Origin of the sequence: Parabacteroides sp. AF48-14 (assembly GCF_003477465.1) — a bacterium.
Taxonomy (GTDB): Bacteria; Bacteroidota; Bacteroidia; order Bacteroidales; family Tannerellaceae; genus Parabacteroides; species Parabacteroides acidifaciens.
Genome location: NZ_QUDI01000002.1, coordinates 181,042 through 203,893, shown reverse-complemented (window position 1 = coordinate 203,893; position 22,852 = coordinate 181,042). Strand labels below are relative to the sequence as shown.

The window sequence follows — 22,852 nt, the reverse complement described above, 5'->3', positions numbered from 1 at the left end:
TCTTATTAATAGAATGGAACAAGAACAGTTTAAAATAGAAGTCGTACCACTCAGGGGGAAGTTGTCGGGATGTGCCCGTCGCTTGCTGGACGATCCCGAAGATGTGGAAGATATCGTGCAGGAGGTTTTTCTCAAGCTGTGGTATATCCGTGAGGAACTGGAGCGTTATGATAGCGTGGAAGCGCTTGCCGTGCAGATCACCAAGCACCTTTGTCTGAACCGCCTCCGTTCCTTCCAGTACAGGCAGGAGAAGTTGTCCGATTCGGCAATTATCACCGCAGACGATAATCCATACGTTTCGTTGGAACAGAAAGACAGTGTGAGCCATGTCATGAGCATTATGGAACAACTGCCCGGATTGCAACAGACGATACTCCGGATGAAACATGTCGATGGTTTCGAGGTGAAGGAGATTGCCGAGTTGACAGGCAGTACACCGGAAGCTGTCCGCGTGAACCTCTCGCGGGCACGTAAAAGAGTCAAGGAACTATTCTTAAAAATGTAGCAGGATGAAATCAGACGAATATACATATATTGAAAATCTGTTGGAGCGTTTCTTCGAAGGGGAAACGTCCAATGTCGAAGAGCAGGAGCTATATGCCTTCTTCGCACGTCCGGATTTGCCGGAACATTTGAAGCCCTACAAACCTGTGTTCGGTTATTTTGAAACCGGAATCGCTCGTGAAGTGGAGGAGGAGAACTCCCCGAAACAGGTTCGTAAAGTCCCTTTTTACAAAAAGTGGTTATGGATAGGTACCGCTGTGGCCGCTTCTTTGTTGTTGTTCTTATTTTTGAACAAAGAGGATCGTAAGCAGGAAGATGATTTTAATCCGTACGCCGGAAGCTACATCATCCGCAACGGTGTAAAAACGGAAATACCGGAGAATGTAGCCAAGGATTTGGACAAGATGATCCGGCAAGCCGAGAAATCACATTATGAGAAGGAACGGATGGCATTGCAACCCGTACAACAGCACCGGCAAACCCTGTATGATATAAAAATGAAAGAACAAGAGGCGAAACAAATCGAATCCGACATAGAGATGTTGGAAGAGAGATATAAAGATAAATGAGCATTTAATAACCATATAATAATAGAAAGTATGAAAACAAGAAATCTTATTTTAACAGTTGTCCTGCTGATGGCGGGGAGCTGGGCCGGCGATTTATTGGCACAGACGAATTTGAATGCGCTGATGAAGAAGTGCGAGTCGAAGGATAAAGTGAACGTGGAAGTGATCTACGACAAAGATCGGAAGACAAAGAAACCCGTGAAGGAAGTGATCACGATCACTTTTTCGACAAAAGATAACCCGAAGTTGCTGGATGAATTTATAAACGCTTTCCAGAAGGATAAAGAAGCGGCTTACAAGGTGATCGAATCGAAACAGAACGGAAGAGTGCTGCCCTCTTTTTACCGTTTTTCTTCCGGAACCAGCGACATATCCTATTCGTTGGATGATCTTAATCTCAAACCCGGATATAAGGATAATGAGTATCTGCTCAGGAACGGGAATATCCGGGTCACAAAGATCGAACGTTTCGAGTTCAAGGAAGAAAGCGAATGGGGATAAACCTCGAGCCATTTTTGTTCAAAGTGTCTAATATCTTTACACTACTGTCAAAAAATTAGACACTTTCGAAAAATATCAAATTCTTTATAGCGCTGTAAATAAATAATTTATGTACTTTGGCACGCTGTTTGCCTATAATTAGGCAAGAAGATGTAATAACAATAAAAACAGATACAGTCATGATTAAAATTGAAGGATTAAGTAAGTTTTTCCGCACTGAGGAAGTAGAAACAATCGCATTGAACGGCGTGTCGATGGAAGTGAAAGATGGTGAGTTTGTCGCAATCATGGGACCTTCCGGTTGCGGTAAGTCAACGTTGCTGAATATCTTAGGGTTGTTGGATAACCCGACATCGGGTGATTATTACCTGGCAGATAAAGAAGTCGGGCACCTGAAGGAAAAAGAACGTACCCAAGTGCGTAAAGGGAATATCGGTTTCGTGTTCCAGAGTTTTAACCTGATCGATGAGCTGAATGTATTTGAAAACGTAGAGTTGCCGCTGACCTATCTGAAGGTCAAAGCCAGTGAGCGCAAGCAAATGGTAAACGATATCCTGAAAAGGATGAACATCAGCCATCGTGCCAGCCACTTCCCGCAGCAGCTCTCCGGAGGTCAGCAACAACGTGTAGCTATCGCACGTGCCGTCGTTTCCAATCCGAAGATCATCCTCGCCGATGAGCCGACCGGTAATCTGGATTCCAAGAACGGTGCAGAAGTGATGCAACTCCTGACCGAATTGAACAAGGAAGGCACTACCATTGTTATGGTAACGCACTCCAAACACGACGCGAGCTTTGCACACCGTGTGGTTAACCTCTTCGACGGTAGCATCGTTTCGTCGGTAAGTGAATTCATTTAATGTTTTGCAAGAATAACACATAGACACATTCAAATTGTTTTGTTGCAGATATATCCGGCTTGTGAAAGTCGGATATATTTTTAAAAAGGAGGAGTACGCATGAATAATATACTGAATTTTAAGTCTTTTCTGAAGTTCCTGAGTCGGAATATGGGATATACGGCAATCGATGTCTTCGGGCTTTCGGTGTCGCTGATGTTTGTGATCCTGATTACGGTATATACGTATCAAGAATTGGCGACGGACCGTTTCCAGGAGAATGGTGACCGGATTTGCGTGATTGGGAATGAGAAAGGCTTGGGAACGGCTATCCCTGTCCCTTACCGCTTGAAGGAACAGTTTCCGGAGATCGAGAAGGTTTGCCCGGTTGTTGTTCCGGGTAACTTCAGCAATATATTAGCCCTGTATGGCGATAATATGTTGCAAGTGGATATGATGTGTACCGACTCCACCTTCTTTGATTTCTTCTCTTTCAAACTCTTGAAAGGAAATCGTGAACTGGCATTGGAAGATCCCTATAGCGTGGTTCTCTCCGAGACTTTTGCCCGGAAGATGTTCGGTGGTGAAGAACCGGTAGGTAAAAGTTTCCGGATCAGCGACTCGACAACGGTAATCGTGAGCGGAGTAATGGAAGACATACGCAGATCGGTGCTCCCTTCTTGCGACATACTGGCGCGTTTGGAACGTGCGAAAGAATTTAACGGAGGTTTATCGCTGACGAATGAAGGCAATGCCGGTTCTACAGCCGGTTTCTTAATGCTTCATAAGGGGGCGGATTTGGCTTCGAGGACTTCCGATATCTATGATTTCCTGAAAGAATCTTTCTGGCCTTATACGATCGATGTGTGGAAAGAGGTGAGGGTTATTCCTTTCAACGATATCTATTTTTCTTCATACGAATGGTCGGTGCTCCAGACCGGCGACCGCAATTTCGTGTTAGTGTTGATGTCTGTCGGCATCCTGATCTTGATCTTTGCCGTATTCAATTATATCAACCTGACTGTGGCGCAGGCCGGGCAGCGTGCCCGTGAGATGGCTACCCGCCGCCTGCTGGGGTCATCGCGCACGGAACTGTTCATACGGCTGATGATCGAGTCGACGATGCTGACGTTGTTTTCGTTTATCATCGGGTTGCTGTTAGCTGTGGCAGCGGTGCCTTATGTGAATGAATTGCTGGATACGAAGATCTATCTGGTTGATGCTTGTACGCCTGCCTGGATCGGTATGGCGGCAGGGCTTATCCTGCTGATCGGAGTGTTGTCGGGGTTCTTGCCTGCTATGCTGATTTCGGCTTCGAAGCCGATCGACGTGGTACGCGGTACATTCCGCAGGCAGACGAAGATGGTGTTCAGTAAAGTCTTCATCACTTTCCAGAATACGATTACGATCGCTACGCTGTCCGCAGCCTTGGTGATGGGATTGCAGATTTATCATATGATCGTCGCGCCGTTAGGCTATAATACTTCCAATATATTGGTCGTGGCGAATACTTTACGTTCGGATAGCGAAAAGGCCGCAGCGATCGACCGTATCCGGGAATTGCCTCATGTTAAGGCTGTGGGTTTTTCTAATGGGACTCCGTTCAGCGGGACGAACAACCTGACTGGGGTGTTTGAAGGGAAATCGCTTAGTTTTCAGCAAATGACACTCGATAGTGCGGCTTTTAAGATATTGGGGCTCCAGATTAAACATGATAATCAGGTCGCTTCGTCCAAGCCTTGGAGTTGGTATCTGACGGAACGCGCTTTCCGGGATATGGAGTTGCCGGAAAATGCGGAATATTTCGGGCTGAAGGATGACGAACCGGCTCAGATATTAGGTGTGTTGAAAGATTTCCACCTGCGGAATATCAATATGGAAAGTGCGCCAGTCATGCTGCGCTTTCGTGATTTCAGCAAGCCGGACAGCCATCCCTGGAATGTTCTGATCGAGGTGGACGGAGAGCCCATGACGACTTATTCTGCCGTGCGCGAGATTTTTGAAGATGTGACGAAAGTTGATTTCGAGGGGAATTATCTCGAACAGAAGATCGAGGGTTCGTTCGATTCGCAGATACGTTTAGTCAAGATTGTGTTGCTCTTCGCCTGCGTTGCAATTCTGATTTCGATGTTGGGATTGTTGGCGATGTCGACCTATTTCATCCAGCAGCGTTCGCAGGAGGTTGCTGTCCGCAAGGTCTTCGGGTCTGATAACCGGGCGATCTTGAACCGTCTGGTAGGAACGTTCCTGATGTATGTGGTGATTGCGTTTGTGATTGCTGCGCCGATAAGCTGGTATATCATGGATAAATGGATTGCGGACTATTCTTACCGTATCACGCTTAGTCCGCTTATCTTCCTTGTGGCCGGTTTGTTTTGCCTGCTGATATCTTTCTTCGCGGTCTTCTACCAAAGCTGGCAGGCGGCGAATGCGAATCCGGTAGAGAGTGTGAAGGTTAGTTGAGTATTATGATCCATAATTCTAAGACATGAATAATATAGTAAATATCAAGTCTTTTCTGAAGTTTCTAAGTAAGAATAAAGCATATACGGCGATCGACGTCTTCGGACTCTCGGTATCGTTGATGTTTGTGATCCTGATTGCCGTGTATGTGGAACGGGAGCTGAATATAGACAAACAACAAGTTAATTATGACCGCATCTATGCGATCGGAAACGAGAACTTCCTGGGTACGGGTGTTCCTGTTCCTTACTGGCTGGAGGAGCGCTACCCCGAAATTGAACAGGTATGCCCCGTCATCACCGATCAGGGAAAAGGGATGCAGGTCTTTTACGGTGAAAAGAAATATAAGGCGGATGTGGTCTATGCCGACTCCACCTTTTTCAGTATGTTTTCCTTTAAGGTCCTGGACGGCAATCGCGAGGAAGTTATGAAAAGCGCCTACGATGCGGTTGTCTCCGAGAGTTTTGCCAACAAAGCTTTCCCAGGCGAGAATCCTGTCGGTAAAAGCCTTCGGATCAGCGATTCGACCAGCGTCACTGTGACCGGTGTCATGGAGGATATCAACCGTTCCGTCATTCCCTATGCCGATGTTTTGTTACGTATCGAGCGTATAGCCGAGTTCAACAGCGGATTGACGAAGACCAGTGCCAATAACGCCGGCTCGGCTGTCGGTTTCATCCAGCTTAAACCCGGTGCCGACCTGAAGGCGCAGACCGATGACATCCTGGAGTTCCTGAAGGAACGTTTCTGGCTCTATGAGAGAGGATTTGCAAAAGACCTCTATATCGTTTCGATTCCCGAGATCTATTTCGGCAAGTGGAAATACTCGAATATGAACAGTGGCGACCGCAGTTTCTCGCTCGTCCTTATGTCTGTCGGTATCCTGATCCTGATCTTTGCCATTATCAACTATATCAACCTGACGGTTGCGCAGGCCAGCCAGCGTGCCCGTGAGATGGCTACGCGCCGCCTGCTGGGATCGCTACGGAGCGATCTTTTTACTCGGCTGATGATGGAGGCGACACTTCTGACGGTCGTCTCGTTTGTGATCGGTCTGCTGTTGGCGATTGCGGCTTTGCCGTTTGCGAACGATCTGTTGCAGGTGCGCCTGACGCTCGACGTGCTGTGGACGCCGCTTTGGGGTGGGGCGATTGTGGGCTTCATCCTGCTGACTGGTTTCCTGTCCGGGTTGCTACCTGCCATTCTGGTCTCGTCAGCTAAGCCGATCGATGTGGTTCGCGGCACGTTCCGTCGGCAGACGAAGATGGTATTCAGTAAGTTTTTCATTACATTCCAGAATATTATCACTATCGTTATGATTGCTGCATCGCTGACAATGTATCTTCAGATCAACCATTTGATTCATGCACCGTTGGGGTATAACACGGAGAATATTATCCAGACGAATAACGTTTTCCGCTCGAGAAGCGAGATGGAGAAGGCGGAAGACATGCTCAGCCAGATCCCCTACGTCAAGGCCGTCGGCTACACGAACGGGACGCCTTCCGGCGGGACGAACAACATGAGCGGCGATTACGAGGGTAAATCGCTTAGTTTCCAGCAGATGCAAGTCGACAGCGCCGCTTTCCGGATCTTCGGTTTGGAGATTAAAACAGACAACCATGTGGCAAATTCCGACGGGGGCTGGTTCCTGAACGAACTGGCGTTTAAACAGATGGACCTGCCGGAAGATGCCGCCACGTTCAAGATGTATGATCGGGAGACACCGATCCTGGGTGTAATCAAGGACTTCCATTTGTGGGACATCTCGCGGGAGAACTCTCCGTTGATGTTGCGCTTCAACCGGCATCATTCCGATTGGTGGCCGTGGAGCTACGTGATCGAAGTGCAGGGCGATCCGGTGAAGGCTTTTGCCGAGGTCCGCAAGGTCTTCGAGGAGGTTTCGGGTGTCAGCTTCGAGGGCGAGTTCATCGACCAGGACATACAGAGCCATTTTGAGACGCAGATTCGTCTGACTAAGATCGTGGTGATCTTTGCCTGTATCGCGATCCTGATTTCGTTGTTGGGGTTGTTGGCGATGTCGACCTATTTTATTCAGCAGCGTGCACAAGAGGTGGCAATACGCAAGGTGTTCGGTTCGGACAACCGGTCGATTTTAAACCGCCTGGTGGGTACGTTCCTGATGTATGTCGGGATTGCGTTTGTGATTGCCACACCGGTCAGTTGGTACTTTATGAATCATTGGTTGGCAGACTATTCCTACCGCATCTCTCTGAACCCGCTTATATTCATTGCGGCAGGTCTGTTCTGTCTGCTGATTTCTTTCTTCTCGGTCTTTTTCCAGAGTTGGCGTGCGGCAAATGCGAATCCGATCGAGAGTGTGAAGGATAATTGATATAGATAGAAGGAAGCAAACGTCTGTAGGGGATAATTCCCGATATGCGACGTTTGCTTCCCGATTGTCGTCTTGTTATTTTTTTAATGCCTCCAACAATTTGTCGACTGCTTCGGCAGGTGTCGGTTCACTCTTTAATAATTGGATGAATTTGCTGCCGATAATGGCACCGGATGAGTTTGCAGCGGCTGCATCGAAGGTAGCTTTGTTCGAAATACCGAAACCGACGAGGCGCGGGTTTTGCAAGTCCATTCCATTGATACGGCGGAAATAGGCCTGCTTCTGTTCGTTGAAGCTCTGTTGTGCTCCGGTGGTGGCGGCACTCGATACCATATAGATGAAACCATCGGTATGTTCGTCGATCAGACGGATGCGTTCTTCGGAAGTTTCCGGGGTGATCAGCATGATCATTTTTAGTTCATAACGTTCTGCGATGGCTTTGTAGTCCGCCATATAATCTGCGAAAGGCAGATCGGGGATAATCATCCCGTCTACGCCGGTTTCCACACATTTCCGGCAAAATGCTTCGAAACCGAATTGCATGATCGGATTCAGATAACCCATCAGGATGATCGGAATATGTACATCCCTGCGGATATCTTTTAGCTGGTCGAACAAAAGGCGCAGCGACATCCCGTTATGGAGCGCTTGCGTAGCAGCCTCCTGGATGACAGGTCCGTCCGCCATCGGGTCGGAGAAGGGGATGCCTACTTCAACCATATCGATACCTTTTGCTTGTAACTCTTTTAATATCTTCGTCGTGTCGTCCAGTGCAGGATAACCGGCCGTGAAGTAGACGGAAAGGATTCCGTCCTTTTTTGTGTTGAATAAGTTTGTGATACGGTTCATATCTTTATGCTTGTTTAATATCATGGATAAATCGTTTTAATTTTTCTACGTCCTTCAGCCCCGGTTCGATCTCGAATCCGCTGTTCAGGTCGATTCCGGCCAGGCGGGGATGATGAAAATGGCGGATCGTTTCGGCGCTTTCCGGACGGAGCCCGCCGCTCAGCAGAAAAGGCGTTTCTCCGTGGTAGGCTTCGAGGACAGACCAGTCGAACTGTTTACCGGAACCGCCATAGTTGTCGCATTTGGTATCGAAGAGGAAATAATCGACACGCCTTTCGTAGGCTGAAGTCCGTTCCAAGTCGTCCGCCGTAGCAACGGAGAACGCTTTGATCAGCGAATAGCCGCGCTTTTGGAGGGTATGGCAGTCCTCCGGCGTCTCGTTCCCATGCAATTGCAGATAATCGAGCTTGAAAAGTGCCGCTGTTTCTGTCAACTCTTCAAAAGAAGCGTTGACAAAAACACCGACCCTTTTTAATTGACAATTGACAATTGACAATTGACAATTAGAATACCGCTTGTCGCAATTGTCCATTATCCATTGTCCATTGTCCATTATTTTTCGCGGGCTTCCCGCGAAAAATATCAGTCCCATCCAGTCAATCCCCAGCCCTTCGACCTCCCGGATGTTTTCCGGATTGCGCATACCGCATACTTTGATGATCATGACAGCCCTCCTATGAATTGGGCGAGGGTTTCGCCCGGTTGTTCTGTCTTCATAAACGTTTCGCCGATCAGGAAGCCCCGGAATCCGGCTTTGCGAAGATTTGCGACGGTGTCTGTCGCAGAAATGCCGCTTTCCGAAACCAGCAGAGGTGAGAGGTTTTTCTCCCGCGTAACCGTCTGCATCGCTTCTGCCAGGCGAAAGGAGTTTTCGACATCGGTATGGAAAGTCCCGAGGTTACGATTGTTGACTCCTAACATATCGACAGAGGCGTTGAGGTGCTCCAGTTCCGCTTCGCTGTGTATCTCGAGCAGCACCTCCATATTGAGGGTATGGGCCAGTTCCGCAAAAGCAAGGCATTGCTCCGGACTGAGGCAGGCGGCGATCAGCAGGACAGCGTCGGCACCCATCACACGTGCCTGGTACAGCTGGTATTCATCTATGATGAAGTCTTTCCTGAGCAAAGGCAGGTTTACCAGGCTGCGAGCCTTACAAAGGTCACCAAGCGAACCTCCGAAGAAGTTCGAATCGGTCAGGACGGAGCAGGCCGAGGCGCCTCCCTTTTCGTAGGCGGGCAGCACACTGGCAACAGCAGCATCGGGGTGCAACCAGCCTTTGGAAGGGCTTTTGCGCTTAAACTCGGCAATAATACCGGACGGCGAAGCGGCAAGGGCTGCCCGCATGGAGCGGGTAGGACGTTCAAGGCGTTCGCCGCCCAGTCCCAACAGAGTTTGCAGCTTGACGGCCTGTTTTTGCCGCTCTACTTCGATACGCTTATTGGCTACGATATCTTGTAATATATCTTTCATAATTATTTATTCAATTCGATAAACCTGTTGAACACATCCAACGCCTTGCCGCTCTCCAGCGATTCCCTTGCTTCGGAAATGCATTCTGCGATTCTCTTCTCCGGGCAGATCACTTGGATGGCGAAGGCCGAGTTGGCGATCACGCAGTTGGTTTGTGCCGGAGTTGCCCGGTTATTCAGGACGTCATCGAAGATACGGGCGGCATCGGCAACTGTTTCCCCGCCGTCCAGTTCGGCTTCCGTGGCACGTTGGAAACCTAACATCTCCGGTGTGTAGAGCTTTTCTTTTTCCGGCATAGCGACCTTGAACTCCGATGTCAGCGAGATTTCATCGTATCCGTCGAGGCTGTGCACCACAGCGAAACGTGTTCCGCTTTCCTGATAGGTGTAGCTGTAGAGCCTCAGCAAAGGCAAGTTGTACACCCCAAGCAACTGGTAGGCCGGCATCACCGGATTGACTAATGGACCGAGCATATTGAAGAAACTGCGTACGCCGAGGCTTTTCCGAACAGGAGCAACAGCCTTCAGTGCCGGATTGAACAGCGGCGCATGAAGGTAGGCGATGTGGCAGGCCTCCATCGAGCGGCGCAACCGGTCGACGTCGTTGGTGAACTTCACGCCATGCTGTTCCATCACATTGCTGGCGCCACTGACCGAAGTCGCCCCGTAGTTTCCGTGCTTCACGACATTGTATCCGGCACCGGCCACGACGAAGCAGGAGGTCGTACTGATGTTGAACGTATTCTTCCCGTCGCCCCCCGTCCCGACGATATCGATCGGCTTGAACTCCGACAAGTCGACCGGGACACGCATCTCGAGCAGGGCTTCGCGGAAACCCGTCAGTTCCTCCACCGAGATGTTACGCATCAAATAGACCGTTATCAGGCTGGCAATCTGGGAGTCGTTATATTTGCCTTCCGCCATATTCTGAAGAATCGTCCGCGCCTCGTCCCGTCCCAGATACTGGTGCTCGAACAACCTGTATAATATATCTTTCATCTTTTATAGTCTAACTTTTAATTTTCAATTTTCAATTCTCAATTCCCAAGACCCAGTTCCGGATAATCGTCTTCCCCTTCGGCGTCAGCACCGATTCCGGGTGGAACTGGATGCCGCGGACATCGTATTCGCGGTGGCGGAGTGCCATGATCTGCCCTTCCTCCATATCTTCCGCCGTAATCTCCAAGCAGTCGGGGAAGTTCTCTTTGGAGACAGCCCACGAATGGTAGCGTCCGGCACGGAAACCGGGCTCCAGTCCGGCAAACAGCGGATCTTTCGCCTTGATACGGATGTCGGAACAAACCCCGTGGTGCACATCCGTCAGGTTGATAAGTGTCGCTCCGAAGGCTTGGCCGATGGCTTGCTCTCCGAGACATACTCCTAATATACTCTTGGTCGGCGCGTAGCGGCGGATAAGCGGCAGAAGGATGCCTGCCTCCTCCGGGATGCCCGGACCGGGCGACAGGAGGATCTTGTCGAAACGGTCTACTTCGTCCAGTGTTATTTTATCGTTGCGATGTACTTCTACATCTGCTCCCAATTCCTTTAATATATGTAACAGGTTGTAGGTAAAGGAATCATAATTATCAAATAGTAATACTTTCATCTTTCAATTAATTAATTTCGTTGCCAGATCGATCGCCTTCTTCAAGGCGCCCAGTTTGTTGTTCACTTCTTGCAGTTCCCTCTCGTCGTTGCTCTTGGCGACAATGCCGGCTCCGGCCTGGTAGTAGAGGACGTTGCCGCGGCTGACGAATGTACGGATCGTGATCGCCTGGTTCAAATCTCCGTCGAAGCCGATAAAGCCGATGCAGCCGCCGTAGGCTCCGCGGTTGTGCTTTTCTATCTCCGTGATGAGCTGCATGGCGCGTACCTTCGGCGCTCCGCTCAGTGTGCCGGCGGGGAAGGTGTCGATATAGGTCTTTACCGGGTTACTGTCTCGGTCGATCTCCCCGCTGACGCGTGAGACTAAGTGAATCACATGGCTGTAGTACTGTACTTCTTTGTAGAAGTCCACCTGTACGTTATGTGCGTTGCGCGACAGGTCGTTGCGTGCCAAGTCGACCAGCATGACGTGCTCGGCATTCTCTTTCGGGTCGGCAAGGAGGGCCTCGGTGCGCTGTTTGTCTAATGCGACGTCGCCAGTACGGAAAGCAGTCCCTGCGATCGGGTCGATGCTGGCGTGGCCGTCTGCCACTTTACAGTGTGTTTCGGGCGAGGAACCGAAGATGCGGAAGCCTCCGAAGTCGAAGTAAAAGAGGTAAGGGGAAGGATTCACACTGCGGAGCGCCCGGTAAACCTTGAAGTCGTCACCCTTGAACGGTTGTTCGAAGCGGCGGCTCAGGACAATCTGAAAGACGTCTCCCCGGAGGCAGTGGCGGATGCCTTCGCGAACCATAGCCTTGTATTCCTCTCCCGTGATGGGCGATGTTTCAGGACCGGCAGCCTGGAAGTTATAGGAAGCGTAGTTGCGGTTTTCGATCAGTGTCTCGATCTCCTGCAGGTTGGAGTTTTCGCCCGGTTGCAGCAGCTCGACAAGCGTCAGTTCGTTTTTGAAGTGGTTGAACACGAGGATATACTTATATAGTATGTATAGCATATCGGGCGCGTCGTTCTCTTCGTGGTGTGCTTCGAGCACCGGGATGTTCTCGAAGTAGCGGACCGCGTCGAAAGCCGTGTATCCGAACAGCCCGCATACTTTCCTGTCCTGTCCTTTGATCGAGAAGCGGGCGAGGAAGGCGTTCATGGCGTCTGCCACATTGAACTGTTCCGTTAGCGGTGTGACCTCGCTTTTTCCGTCGGGGAAGGTTGCCGTGCATTCTCCATTATTGATACCGATACTTGCCAGCGGGCAGAGGGCGATGTATGAAAGGCTGTTTTCATTTCCGTGGAAGTCGGAGCTTTCCAGCAGGGCCGATTCCGGATAGATGTCCCGCACCTTCAGATAGATGCTGACGGGCGTGTGAAGGTCGCCGAGAACCTTTTTGCTTATTGTCTTGAATGTATAATTCATATATCCAGTTACTTTTTGTTCTTATAGTTGATGTATGTTTCCATATCCTTGTCCCCACGTCCCGAAACGGTCAGTACGACGACGTCTTCCGGTTTGAAGTTGACCTCGAGAGTGCTCCCAGCGCATGTGCGCTTTCCAACGCCGGGATGATGCCTTCGATGCTTGTCAGTTCGAATGCTGCCTCCAAGGCTTCGTCGTCGTTGACGGCAAGGATCGTTGCGCGGTGTGTCTCCGACAGGTTTGCGTGGATCGGTCCGATACCCGGATAATCCAGCCCGGCGGAAATGGAATAAGGTTCTTCGATCTGTCCGTCTTCGCTCTGCATCACCAGCGTGCGGGCACCGTGTATGATTCCCTTTTTACCCAGTTGGATCGTGGCGGCACTCTGTCCGGTCGTGATTCCTAAGCCGCCGGCTTCGGCGAGGACGATCTTTACCCGTTCGTCGTCGATAAAATGGTAGATTGTTCCGGCAGCATTGCTTCCCCCGCCGACACAGGCGATCAGATAATCGGGATAGTCGCGTCCTTCCTGTTCCAGCAGTTGTTTTTTGATCTCTTCGCTGATCACGGATTGCAGACGTGCCACCATATCCGGATAAGGATGCGGTCCGACGGTGGAACCGATGATGTAATACGTGTCGGAAGGGTGGCAGCACCAGTCGCGGATCGCCTCGTTGGTCGCGTCTTTCAGCGTCATATTACCCGAAGTGACAGGTACAACCGTTGCCCCCAGCATCTCCATCTTCTGCACGTTAGCATGCTGGCGTTCCACATCCGTCTTGCCCATGTAAACGATACATTCCATGTTCATCAGCGCACAAACGGTAGCCGTCGCAACGCCGTGCTGCCCGGCTCCGGTCTCGGCGATGATGCGTGTTTTTCCCATCCGGCGTGCCAGCAGGATCTGGCCGATCGTGTTATTGATCTTATGGGCGCCGGTATGGTTCAGGTCTTCCCGTTTCAGGTAAATCTTGCAGTCGTACTTCTCACTTAGCCGTTTGGCCAGGTAAAGAGGAGAGGGGCGGCCCACATAATCGCGGAGCAATTGGTTAAACTCCTGCTTGAAGCTGTCGCTTTCCAGCACTTCCAGATACTTCTTTTGCAGGTCTTCCACACATTGGTGAAGTATTTCGGGGATGTATGCCCCGCCGAACTCACCATAATAACCGTTTTCATCAACTTGATACGTCTTCATTGTTCTTCTATACTTATTATTTTTCTATTCTTGATTTCTTTATTGCCTTAAACTAAAAAAGGCCTGCCGCAAGTGCGACAGACCTTTTATTATATCTCGGTAGTATATACATGAGGACTGGTTCCTTACGACCTTGTGAGTTGTACGGAGTGCCACCACCAATATGTATTTACTAAAATAGTTCTCATTTCTTTTTTTGTTATTACGGCAGCAAATATAGATATTCTCTGACAAACTGCAAATGATTTGGAAGATTTTTTATTAAAATAGTGATATATGTACGATTCTTGCACTCCATACAAAGCATATTTACCCCGGAATATGCTTTGTATGGAGTGCAAAGATGACTCAATATGGTGATTGCACTATGAAAGTGCATAAATTATGACTTTTCTGCACTTTTGTAGTGCAATTGTTGTATCTTTGTGGAAACGGAATGTTATGGATAGATTATATGAGACTTTTAATAAGCTTTTGAAGGGCGTACAAACGGATTTTATCCGTTACAAGTATGATGAGATCAAATGGCAGAACCGTATGTTGGGGCTGGTAGGACCACGCGGCGTGGGAAAGACAACTTTGTTTTTGCAGTATATTAAAAGAAATTTGTCATTGAAAGATACCTTGTACGTGTCGGCCGATAATATATATTTCACGGATCACTCGTTGATAGACCTTGCTGATCAATTCAGTAAACAAGGAGGGAAACATCTTTTTATCGATGAAATTCATAAATATGAGAACTGGTCGAGGGAGTTGAAACAGCTGTACGACTCTTATCCGGATATGCAGATACTTTTCACAGGTTCATCTATCTTGGATATTTACCGGGGAATAGCTGACCTGAGCCGTCGTGCACCTATCTATGAGATGCAAGGACTTTCGTTCCGTGAATATCTATATTTGTTTCATGGCATATCGGTGCCTGTATATTCGCTTGAAGAAATATTGGATTTGAAAGCAGAGATTCCCGGAGTGAACCATCCTTTACCTTTGTTTGCCGAGTATTTGCAGAAAGGTTATTATCCTTTTAGCCGGGATGTAGATTTTTATATGGAACTGGAACAGGTGATTAACCAGACAATGGAAGTAGACATTCCGCAGTATGCCAATATGAATACATCTACAGGACGAAAACTGAAGCAATTATTGGTGGTGGTGGCACGGAGTGTTCCTTTTAAGCCTGTCATGCAGAAACTGGCTGATTTGGTAGGGATTAGCCGTAATTATGTAGCTGATTATCTACTCTATATCGAACGAGCAGGTATGATTGCCCAATTGCGGGATGATACGGGAGGAATCCGGAGCCTTGGCAAAGTAGAAAAAATTTATTTGGACAACCCGAACCTTATTTATGCATTGGGAAGGAGTGAATCGAATATCGGAAATATCCGCGAAACCTTCTTTTATAATCAAATGCGGGTGAGACAAGATGTTATCTCTTCCCCGCTGGCTGATTTCTTGATCGGAGATAAGACCTTTGAAGTGGGAGGAAAAGGAAAGGGGCAAAAACAAATAGCCGATGCGAAGGAAGGATTTATTGTGAAAGATAATATTGAAGCAGGATATGGTAATACGATTCCTCTTTGGAGTTTTGGACTGAATTATTAGTCTGGATTGAAAAACTATTAACATTCTTTTAGCCAAACCCAATAGTGAGTATCCTCACTTTCCCTGTCTTTATCTTTGAAATCAATCATAAAAAGGGAAAGCATGGCAGCTGAACACGATCATATAGATAAGACACTGGATAAACTTGTCGCCTCGACACGTTCGCCACGGGGACGTTATTCCGCTTCGGAGAGCTGGAAGGTGTTGGAAAAACGTATTTCTCCTCCGGCAAGGAAGTTCAGGTTTTATCGGTTGGCGGGGGCTGTTGCGGCTTCGGTGCTTCTTTGCCTGGGCGGTTGGTTCGGGTACGATCATCTGCGGCCGGTGTCTATGCAGACCGCTTCGGCTGGTGCGGGAATATCGGTCGTAACGCTGCCGGACCGGACGAAAGTGACATTGAACCGCTATTCATCTTTGACCTATCCCGACCGCTTTAAAGGGGAAAAGAGGGAAGTCCGATTGCAAGGCGAAGCCTATTTTGAAGTGGAGAAAGATGCCCGGCATCCGTTTATAGTAAAGGCGGAACCTGTCGATGTGCAGGTGTTGGGGACACATTTTAATGTGGAAGCCTATCCCGGGGATGCAGATGTGAAAACGACTTTGCTGGAAGGTTCCGTTGCCGTCAGTGTGCCGGAAACAGGGAGCAGGATTGTGTTGTCGCCGGGAGAAAGTGCGGTCTATAACCGCGAAAGCCGGACGTTGCAGGAGATGAAACCGGAAGAAAATGATATCTCGGTCGACTGGCGCGACGGCCATTTCCGGTTCGATTACCTTCCTTTGCAGGAGATTGTGCGGGAGCTTTCGAATGCCTTTCAAGTAAAAATCAGGATTACAGATGAAGCAATAAAGAATTTCCGTATCAGGGCTCATTTTACGGAAGGCGAAAGTCTGGACCAGATGCTCGATCTGCTTCAGTCCGCCGGTAATTTCAGTTATACAAAAACAAACGATACGATCTTGATCCGTTCTAAACTTAACTAAGTTATGCATTATTACCTATATTGTCTCCGCCGGTTTACCCGGTTTATTCTTCTATTATGGATAGTCTTCCGGATCGCGCCGCTTGCCGCACAGGACAAGGCGGCGCGTCTGGACTTCCATATCCGGCAAGCGACGCTGGAAACCTTTGTCAGCCAATTGGAAAAAGCCACCGGTTTTTCTTTTATTTATGGCGAAAAGATACAACTGAAACAGCCTGTCACGCTCGATCTCCGGCAGCAAACAGTCGGGGAAATCCTGCAGAAAGCATTCGAGCACGAGCCGGTCACCTTTAAAATATCCGGTACTCATATTCTGCTCCACGAACGTCCGGAATCCCGGAAATATACGATCAGCGGATATGTGACCGATGCCGTGTCGTCCGAGACATTAATCGGGGCTAATATCCTGGAATCCAGCCGGCGCGTGGGAACGACCACCAACCCGTTCGGATATTACAGTATCACCTTGCCGGAAGGGGAAACGGAACTTTTCTTCTCTTATTTGGGATATGAGACGAGGCATGAACACTTCTTTCTCGGAAGTGATACATTGATGAATGTACGGCTGGCAACAAACAACCAGTTGGCAGAAGTGGTCGTCTTGTCCGACAAGAAGGAGACGGGTATTCATGCTACAGCCATGAGTGCGCTGGAAATCCCGATGACGCAGATCCGGAATACACCTGCAATCTTAGGAGAAGCCGATATTCTGAAAACAATCCAGCTGATGCCTGGCGTACAGGCAGGGACGGAAGGTTTCAGCGGACTGTATGTGCGTGGAGGCGGGCCGGACCAGAACCTGATCCTGCTGGATGGCATTCCCATCTATAATGCCGACCATATGCTGGGTGTTTTCTCTATCTTTACGCCCGAAGCTATGAAAAAGGTAACGCTTTTCAAAGGCTCTTTCCCGGCGCGTTACGGCGGACGCTTGTCTTCTATCGTGGATATCCGGACGAACGACGGCGATATGCAGAATTACCACGGAACGGTCAGTGTCGGACTGCTGACCAGCAAACTGCATCTGGAAGGACCGATCATAAAAGACAAAACTTCGTTCTGCCTGACCGGACGGCGCACTTATCTTGACCTGGTGGCAAGGCCTTTCCTGCCGGATGATAAGAAGTACAATTACTATTTCTATGATATCAATGCCAAGGTGAACCATAAATTCTCCGACCGCAGCCGCCTGTTCCTTAGTTTCTATAAAGGGAAAGATCATTACGACTACAAGCAAGACAAGGAATACGACGGCTACGACGGCGCCCCGCGCATGTATTTCTACAACAGCCGGATCGATTTCAACTGGGGAAATACGATTGCAGCCGGACGTTGGAATTATGTGTTTAATAATAAACTGTTCAGCAATACCACTGTAGCCTACAACCATTACCAAATGGTGATGGCCGACAGCTACCGGAAAGAGATTACCGGTGCGGACGAAGACGGCAACGTGACGTCAGACTATAATGAGTCGTATGTCTATAACTCCGATTACCGTTCAGGCATACACGATTGGAGTTTCCAGACGGATTTCGATTACACGCCGGCCCCCAACCACCATATCAAGTTCGGAGGCTCTTACCTCTTTCATACGTTCCGTCCCGAAATCACGACTTCCCGTGTACGGGAGAATGAAAACGGACAGGCGGCACAGGATACGGTCTACAACGACTCGTCGAACAGTTTCCTGCACGGCCATGAATGTGCGCTTTATGCCGAAGACAATATCGACGTCTCCGACCGTCTGAGCCTGAACGCCGGCGTTCATCTTTCGCTGTTCTATACGGAGGGAAAAGGTTATCTTTCGGCACAGCCCCGCTTCTCGGCCCGTTATCGTTTTGAACATGGTTTTGCGGCAAAGGCCTCTTTTACGCAGATGGAACAATATGTGCATTTGCTGTCATCTTCGCCTATTGCCCTGCCGACCGACCTGTGGGTGCCTGTCACCAAGAATATCCGTCCGATGCGCTCTTACCAGTATGCCGCCGGCGGATATTATACCGGTTTGAAAGGCTGGGAGTTCTCGCTCGAGGTTATTATAAGGATATGCACAACGTATTGGAATACCAGGATGGCGCCTCCTTTTTCGGGACATCCGGCGGATGGCAGGAAAAGGTCGAGATGGGACGCGGCCGCTCTTTCGGACTGGAAATACTGGCACAGAAAACCATCGGCAAAACGACCGGGTGGCTGGGATACACGATCGCTAAAAGTGACCGCCTGTTCAAGGACGGGACGGTCAACAACGGTGAACGCTTTCCGTATAAATACGACCGCCGCCATAATATCAATTTCTGTCTGAATCATGCGTTCAGCAAGAAGACTGATGTCGGTATCACTTGGATCTTCAATACCGGCGGGACGGCTACGGTAGCCGAAAAGCAGACCGGGACGGAGTGGGGCAATTTGATCGATTACATTTCCCATCGCAACAACTATCGCCTTCCCGTCAGCCACAGGCTGAACCTGAGCATCAATTTTCATAAGAAACTACGCCGGGGTACGCAAACCTGGAACATCTCGATCTATAACGCCTATAATGCCATGACCCCGAATCTTGTCTATAAGGAAGAAGAATATATCGGACAACAGCATATCGGGCCGGACGGAAATCCCGAGACAATCTGGAAGCGGAAAACGAGGTTGATTAAGCAAACTTTGTTACCTTGCGTTCCTTCGGTTACCTATACATTCAGATTTTGAGTAAAGAATATATTATGGGAAAATATCTATCTATATTATTCATTGTACTGTCGGTTTTATTCTCCGCCTGTGAGAACGAGCTACCCTATCAGGAACGGCCGCAAGAACCGCAACTGTTGATGAACGCCTTTCTGGAAGTCGGAAAAGAAGAAAATGAAGTTAAATTGTTTATGATAAAACCCAATATAGATGCGACTACATCTGTCACGAATGGTTCTGTCATTGTATATGTCAACGGTGAAAAGACGGAAACGGTCGAAGTAACCTCCTATTCGAATTGGGGTCTTTGTACGCTGAAAAGTCAGTTCCGCCCGGGTGACCGTGTGCGTCTCGAAGCGACAGCCGAAGACGGGGAATATCAGGCTAATGCCGAAGTGGAGTTCCCTCTGCCGATCGAAGAAATGATCCGGGTAGATACTTTGCATACGCAACTTAAAGGTTTGTACGGCATGCAGGATTGTATGCGATACCGGATTGCCATTCACGACCGCCCGGGGGAGAAGAATTATTATCGCCTGATTATCCAGGAGAATACCTATCGGACTTCTTTGGAAGATGGAGTGACGTATGGCCCGTCTGTTTCCGAACCGGGCATTATCAACCAGGAAGATATCGTACTCACCGACGGTCATCTTACGACAGCGGATGACGATGAGTTCGGCATTCTCGATATGACGATACGGAATGTCCGGAATATATTTACCGATAGCCGCTTTACGAATGGTCCCTACACATTAAATGTTTATACCTCTTATCCTTATTTTCACGATTGGGGCAGTGAAGACTATAAAAAGCATATCCGGTTTGATGTCGTTGTCCGTATCCAATGCATAACCGAAGCGCAGTATCGCTATATGCGTGCCATGAACTGTCTGGACTCGGATGATTATAACGAGACGTTCATGGAGCCGGTCATCGTCCCCCAAAACGTTTCGGGCGGCCTGGGCTTTGTCGGAGCCTCTTCCGAACAGCAGGTGACATTGCGGATACTCGACCGTCCGCCTTTATGGTAAAATAGCATTTGTAATAACTTTATCTTCAAAAACCGTATGATAAACAACCCCTTTTTTGTACATTTGTAATAATTCTTAGAGTAAGAACCTTTTATATATCAACGCATGAAACAAATATACTGTCTTTACTATGCTTTGGCATGCATCCTGTTCCTGTCTATTACTGCATGTGAAAAGGACAATCAGGTAACTGAAGAAGAAATACCGGCGGGAATCAAGAGTGATTTTGCGGAAAGATGTCCTTCTGCTGAAATCTCGGCTTACAAGGACTATTCGGAAGGTGTAAGCCAAATAGATTTTGTAGACAAAGATAAAAATGAAGCATCTATCTGGTACACAGGTGAGGTCTGGAAAATGACTCATACGAAAGTTGCCGGTATCCAACAACTCCCGTTGGAAGTGTTGGAATCTTTTTTTAATGCCGGATATTCTGATGCTAAGATCGAGGATATTTACAAAACGGAACGTGCTGGAGTGAGTAAAAGCCTTTACACATTACACTTCAAGTATCGCTGGAAGATGGTCGAAGATATGGAACATAATGTATTTATCAATGATGATGGAATGTATTTGGATCTGTTTATGTCGACACCGAATGATCCGCGTTGCTTTGTAAACCTGCCTCAAGATCATTTTGATTTTATTGCCGGGAAATATAACGGTTCTGAAGTTAGGGGATATGCAAACGATGCCAGTATTTATAAATATTATATACTTCATAATGATACTCTTAAATGTGTCTCCTTTAGAGGGGGAACCATGACGGATGGAGGTTTCTGGAGTGAAACAAGATATGAAATCAGCTTGGACACGGAAATTCCGGATAATGTAGCTGAAGTTCTGAAACGTGACGATCCGGGTTTTGTCTATACAAATCTCTATTATGTAGAAACACCCGGGGGAAATGCTTATTTTTTCCAGGATAAAAATAGTGACAGCGACTTAGGCTACACGATTAGTGAAGATATAAAGCCTTAGTTTTATATTTCTTCCTGTTTTTCTGGCCGTTTCATCTTGGCATATATAACAAACAGGCCTCGTAGGGAGGTGTGTCAAAAGTCCTATTTATAGCGTCTGTGTCCTGGCGGGCTTGACCCGCCATCTCATCCTAATCATTGTAAATCAGTTTAGTATGAGGTTGCGGGTCAAGCCCGCAATGACACGCTAAAGCGTTAGAACTTACTTTTGACACACCCCCTTTGTGTCAACAAATATATCCTGTCGCTATCTGGGCAGTTCGCGAACTGCCCCTACGAAGCCTGCTCTTTTGATTCAAATATTCTTATATTTGGACCTTCTGCGAATTGAGAAATATACAATAACCCCCTGTTTCGACTGTTTTTCTATTTCGTCCGAAATCCTGATCGATTTTGGATTGACTCTTTTCACGGTTTTGCTCTCTCCGGCTGACATTAGCTGAAACAAGGTGCACAGACTATTCTAAAAAGCGTACAATTTGATTATCGAGAACCGGAAATACCGTCAAAGTGATAAACCTTAACTCCCGGAGAATCGAATATTTGCGAACGAAGGTGGACAGCGTTCCAAATATCCCAAGGAAATTTTGGAGGCTTATTGCTGTGAGGTGCGCAGAAAATTGCCTTGAAGTAACGCTTCATCGCTCTGAAGGTTGACTTCGTGCTATATGAAGTCCGATTTCAGAGCAACAAAGTTCCGGATTAGAGCGATAAAGTCCCTCTTCATGGCGATAAGGTGCCTGATCATAGAAAAAAGCTCCTTTTTGACAGTTGAAAAGTGGGTTGACATTTGTTCGATTTCGGATGTCTTTTTACCCTGAAAAACACGTTTTATACAATAAGCCCCCTGCCGTAGGCTCTCTTTTGCCGTTTCGTTTCAACGAACGGTTTTAGAGCTTAGAGGCGAAGCCTCTTCCTCTGTGGACTTGAGTCCCTTTAATAGGATTACTTGTAGGTATTTGAAAGGGGGTTCAAACCCACAGAGGAATCCGGCAAAGCCGGGAATTTGTCAACCCGTTGATTGAAATCAATGGCAAAAGAGAGCCTGCGGCAGGGGGGGCTTATTGTATAAAACGGATTTTTTAGTTCCAAAAGACATCCGAAACCAAACAAATGTTAATCCACTTTTTTGACCTCAAAAAGGTACCTTTTCGCCTTTTTTGAGCATTTCCAGCAATTACGACCGTCCTCTTTGCCACCACGACCGTGCTAATGTGTAGTGCACTCGGCACCTCGCGAAGATTAGGACGGTCGCAATGGAGATTAGGACGGTCGTAATTGGAAAGAGGACCGTCTTATGAGCAAAAAAGCACCTGAATTTCCTTGGGATATTTGGAACGCCGTCCGTTTTATTTTGCTACAGGCGATTCTCCGAGAGTTAAGGTTTATCACTTTGACGGCGTTTCCGCTTTTCGATAATCAAATTGTACGCTTTCCGGAACAGGCTGCGCACCTCGTTTTTCCTATTGTCAGAAAGAGGAGCTTAAACCGCAAAAAGAGTCAATCCAAAATCGATCAAGATTTCGGATGAAATAGAAAAAACGCCCCAATAGGGGGTTATTGTAATATTCATTAGATTTGCAGGAGGTCCAAAACTAAGAAATTGTGAACCTGTAAATGATGATTTAATGGGGTGTCGCTATGTTTGTATTACCGGACGCAGATTTCGCAGACGACGCAGACGAACGCAGATCATTTATTGTTTTAAAAGAAAATAAGTCTGCGTTCCTCTGCGTAATCTGCGCCCGTCTGCGTCCGGTAAATACGAGCAAACGCACCGATAAATCATCATTTATAGCTCACTTTT

General features: G+C 48.0%; 18 protein-coding genes and 1 pseudogene. 12 read left to right on the top strand and 7 right to left on the bottom strand.

All coding sequences use genetic code 11. The annotated features are described in order from the left end of the window. Positions 1-13: 13 nt before the first annotated feature. The 6 genes from DW083_RS02105 to DW083_RS02080 all read left to right on the top strand — a co-directional run bounded on the left by DW083_RS02105 (position 14) and on the right by DW083_RS02080 (position 7,232). Positions 14-505: an RNA polymerase sigma factor gene (locus DW083_RS02105; RefSeq protein ID WP_115500095.1), complete on the top strand. Its 492-nt coding sequence runs from the start codon at positions 14-16 to the stop codon at positions 503-505. Positions 506-509: 4 nt separating this feature from the next. Beyond that, positions 510-1,073 (top strand): hypothetical protein, encoded by a 564-nt coding sequence (locus tag DW083_RS02100; RefSeq protein WP_122331266.1) that lies wholly within the window; start codon positions 510-512, stop codon positions 1,071-1,073. Between the two features lie 30 nt (positions 1,074-1,103). Beyond that, positions 1,104-1,574, top strand: a complete 471-nt coding sequence (locus DW083_RS02095; protein WP_122331265.1) for a DUF5024 domain-containing protein — start codon at positions 1,104-1,106, stop codon at positions 1,572-1,574. Positions 1,575-1,753: 179 nt separating this feature from the next. After that, the gene (locus DW083_RS02090) at positions 1,754-2,434 is read left to right on the top strand and encodes an ABC transporter ATP-binding protein (protein ID WP_115500098.1); all 681 of its coding nucleotides are present in this window, start codon (positions 1,754-1,756) and stop codon (positions 2,432-2,434) included. Positions 2,435-2,533: 99 nt separating this feature from the next. Then, positions 2,534-4,876 carry an ABC transporter permease gene (locus tag DW083_RS02085; protein ID WP_122331264.1) on the top strand — a complete coding sequence of 781 codons (2,343 nt, stop codon included), beginning with the start codon at positions 2,534-2,536 and terminating at the stop codon, positions 4,874-4,876. A 25-nt stretch (positions 4,877-4,901) separates the two neighbouring features. After that, the gene (locus tag DW083_RS02080; RefSeq protein WP_122331263.1) at positions 4,902-7,232 is read left to right on the top strand and encodes an FtsX-like permease family protein; all 2,331 of its coding nucleotides are present in this window, start codon (positions 4,902-4,904) and stop codon (positions 7,230-7,232) included. A 75-nt stretch (positions 7,233-7,307) separates the two neighbouring features. Here DW083_RS02080 and trpA read toward each other — a convergent pair whose 3' ends face one another. The 7 genes and pseudogenes from trpA to trpB all read right to left on the bottom strand — a co-directional run bounded on the left by trpA (position 7,308) and on the right by trpB (position 13,758). Next, the gene (gene trpA / locus DW083_RS02075; protein WP_122331279.1) at positions 7,308-8,081 is read right to left on the bottom strand and encodes a tryptophan synthase subunit alpha; all 774 of its coding nucleotides are present in this window, start codon (positions 8,079-8,081) and stop codon (positions 7,308-7,310) included. Between the two features lie 4 nt (positions 8,082-8,085). Then, positions 8,086-8,745, bottom strand: coding sequence for a phosphoribosylanthranilate isomerase (locus DW083_RS02070; RefSeq protein ID WP_122331262.1), 660 nt, complete (start codon positions 8,743-8,745; stop codon positions 8,086-8,088). Continuing rightward, the gene (gene trpC / locus DW083_RS02065) at positions 8,742-9,551 is read right to left on the bottom strand and encodes an indole-3-glycerol phosphate synthase TrpC (RefSeq protein ID WP_122331261.1); all 810 of its coding nucleotides are present in this window, start codon (positions 9,549-9,551) and stop codon (positions 8,742-8,744) included. Before trpC ends, DW083_RS02070 begins: the two co-directional genes overlap by 4 nt. 2 nt (positions 9,552-9,553) lie before the next feature. Beyond that, entirely contained in the window at positions 9,554-10,549 is a 996-nt protein-coding gene (gene trpD, locus DW083_RS02060) for an anthranilate phosphoribosyltransferase (protein WP_122331260.1), read from the bottom strand. 31 nt (positions 10,550-10,580) lie between these two features. Continuing rightward, positions 10,581-11,156 carry an aminodeoxychorismate/anthranilate synthase component II gene (locus DW083_RS02055; protein ID WP_115500105.1) on the bottom strand — a complete coding sequence of 192 codons (576 nt, stop codon included), beginning with the start codon at positions 11,154-11,156 and terminating at the stop codon, positions 10,581-10,583. Between the two features lie 3 nt (positions 11,157-11,159). After that, positions 11,160-12,563 carry an anthranilate synthase component I family protein gene (locus DW083_RS02050; RefSeq protein WP_122331259.1) on the bottom strand — a complete coding sequence of 468 codons (1,404 nt, stop codon included), beginning with the start codon at positions 12,561-12,563 and terminating at the stop codon, positions 11,160-11,162. A gap of 8 nt (positions 12,564-12,571) precedes the next feature. Then, a pseudogene (gene trpB, locus DW083_RS02045) lies at positions 12,572-13,758 on the bottom strand (tryptophan synthase subunit beta). 441 nt (positions 13,759-14,199) lie between these two features. Between trpB and DW083_RS02035 the strand changes: the two are divergent. The 6 genes from DW083_RS02035 (at position 14,200) to DW083_RS02010 (ending at position 22,576) form a co-directional block, all read left to right on the top strand. Beyond that, positions 14,200-15,369, top strand: a complete 1,170-nt coding sequence (locus DW083_RS02035) for an ATP-binding protein (RefSeq protein ID WP_115500108.1) — start codon at positions 14,200-14,202, stop codon at positions 15,367-15,369. Positions 15,370-15,471: 102 nt separating this feature from the next. Next, positions 15,472-16,350 (top strand): FecR family protein, encoded by an 879-nt coding sequence (locus DW083_RS02030; RefSeq protein WP_122331258.1) that lies wholly within the window; start codon positions 15,472-15,474, stop codon positions 16,348-16,350. A gap of 3 nt (positions 16,351-16,353) precedes the next feature. Beyond that, positions 16,354-18,654, top strand: coding sequence for a carboxypeptidase-like regulatory domain-containing protein (locus DW083_RS02025; RefSeq protein WP_370038569.1), 2,301 nt, complete (start codon positions 16,354-16,356; stop codon positions 18,652-18,654). 415 nt (positions 18,655-19,069) lie between these two features. Further along, complete coding sequence (locus DW083_RS02020) at positions 19,070-20,068, top strand: DUF4249 domain-containing protein (protein ID WP_122331278.1); 999 nt, start codon at positions 19,070-19,072, stop codon at positions 20,066-20,068. A gap of 105 nt (positions 20,069-20,173) precedes the next feature. Beyond that, entirely contained in the window at positions 20,174-21,046 is an 873-nt protein-coding gene (locus DW083_RS02015; RefSeq protein WP_122331257.1) for a PepSY-like domain-containing protein, read from the top strand. Between the two features lie 1,296 nt (positions 21,047-22,342). Further along, positions 22,343-22,576 carry a hypothetical protein gene (locus DW083_RS02010; protein ID WP_122331256.1) on the top strand — a complete coding sequence of 78 codons (234 nt, stop codon included), beginning with the start codon at positions 22,343-22,345 and terminating at the stop codon, positions 22,574-22,576. The last annotated feature ends 276 nt before the right edge of the window (positions 22,577-22,852 follow it).

What these genes read in the sequence shown, in the direction of transcription:
- DW083_RS02105 (WP_115500095.1), top strand. Translation starts at nt 14, where the DNA reads ATGGAACAAGAACAGTTTAAAATAGAAGTCGTACCACTCAGGGGGAAG.
- DW083_RS02100 (WP_122331266.1), top strand. Translation starts at nt 510, where the DNA reads ATGAAATCAGACGAATATACATATATTGAAAATCTGTTGGAGCGTTTC.
- DW083_RS02095 (WP_122331265.1), top strand. Translation starts at nt 1,104, where the DNA reads ATGAAAACAAGAAATCTTATTTTAACAGTTGTCCTGCTGATGGCGGGG.
- DW083_RS02090 (WP_115500098.1), top strand. Translation starts at nt 1,754, where the DNA reads ATGATTAAAATTGAAGGATTAAGTAAGTTTTTCCGCACTGAGGAAGTA.
- DW083_RS02085 (WP_122331264.1), top strand. Translation starts at nt 2,534, where the DNA reads ATGAATAATATACTGAATTTTAAGTCTTTTCTGAAGTTCCTGAGTCGG.
- DW083_RS02080 (WP_122331263.1), top strand. Translation starts at nt 4,902, where the DNA reads ATGAATAATATAGTAAATATCAAGTCTTTTCTGAAGTTTCTAAGTAAG.
- trpA (WP_122331279.1), bottom strand. Translation starts at nt 8,081, where the DNA reads ATGAACCGTATCACAAACTTATTCAACACAAAAAAGGACGGAATCCTT.
- DW083_RS02070 (WP_122331262.1), bottom strand. Translation starts at nt 8,745, where the DNA reads ATGATCATCAAAGTATGCGGTATGCGCAATCCGGAAAACATCCGGGAG.
- trpC (WP_122331261.1), bottom strand. Translation starts at nt 9,551, where the DNA reads ATGAAAGATATATTACAAGATATCGTAGCCAATAAGCGTATCGAAGTA.
- trpD (WP_122331260.1), bottom strand. Translation starts at nt 10,549, where the DNA reads ATGAAAGATATATTATACAGGTTGTTCGAGCACCAGTATCTGGGACGG.
- DW083_RS02055 (WP_115500105.1), bottom strand. Translation starts at nt 11,156, where the DNA reads ATGAAAGTATTACTATTTGATAATTATGATTCCTTTACCTACAACCTG.
- DW083_RS02050 (WP_122331259.1), bottom strand. Translation starts at nt 12,563, where the DNA reads ATGAATTATACATTCAAGACAATAAGCAAAAAGGTTCTCGGCGACCTT.
- DW083_RS02035 (WP_115500108.1), top strand. Translation starts at nt 14,200, where the DNA reads ATGGATAGATTATATGAGACTTTTAATAAGCTTTTGAAGGGCGTACAA.
- DW083_RS02030 (WP_122331258.1), top strand. Translation starts at nt 15,472, where the DNA reads ATGGCAGCTGAACACGATCATATAGATAAGACACTGGATAAACTTGTC.
- DW083_RS02025 (WP_370038569.1), top strand. Translation starts at nt 16,354, where the DNA reads ATGCATTATTACCTATATTGTCTCCGCCGGTTTACCCGGTTTATTCTT.
- DW083_RS02020 (WP_122331278.1), top strand. Translation starts at nt 19,070, where the DNA reads ATGGGAAAATATCTATCTATATTATTCATTGTACTGTCGGTTTTATTC.
- DW083_RS02015 (WP_122331257.1), top strand. Translation starts at nt 20,174, where the DNA reads ATGAAACAAATATACTGTCTTTACTATGCTTTGGCATGCATCCTGTTC.
- DW083_RS02010 (WP_122331256.1), top strand. Translation starts at nt 22,343, where the DNA reads ATGAGCAAAAAAGCACCTGAATTTCCTTGGGATATTTGGAACGCCGTC.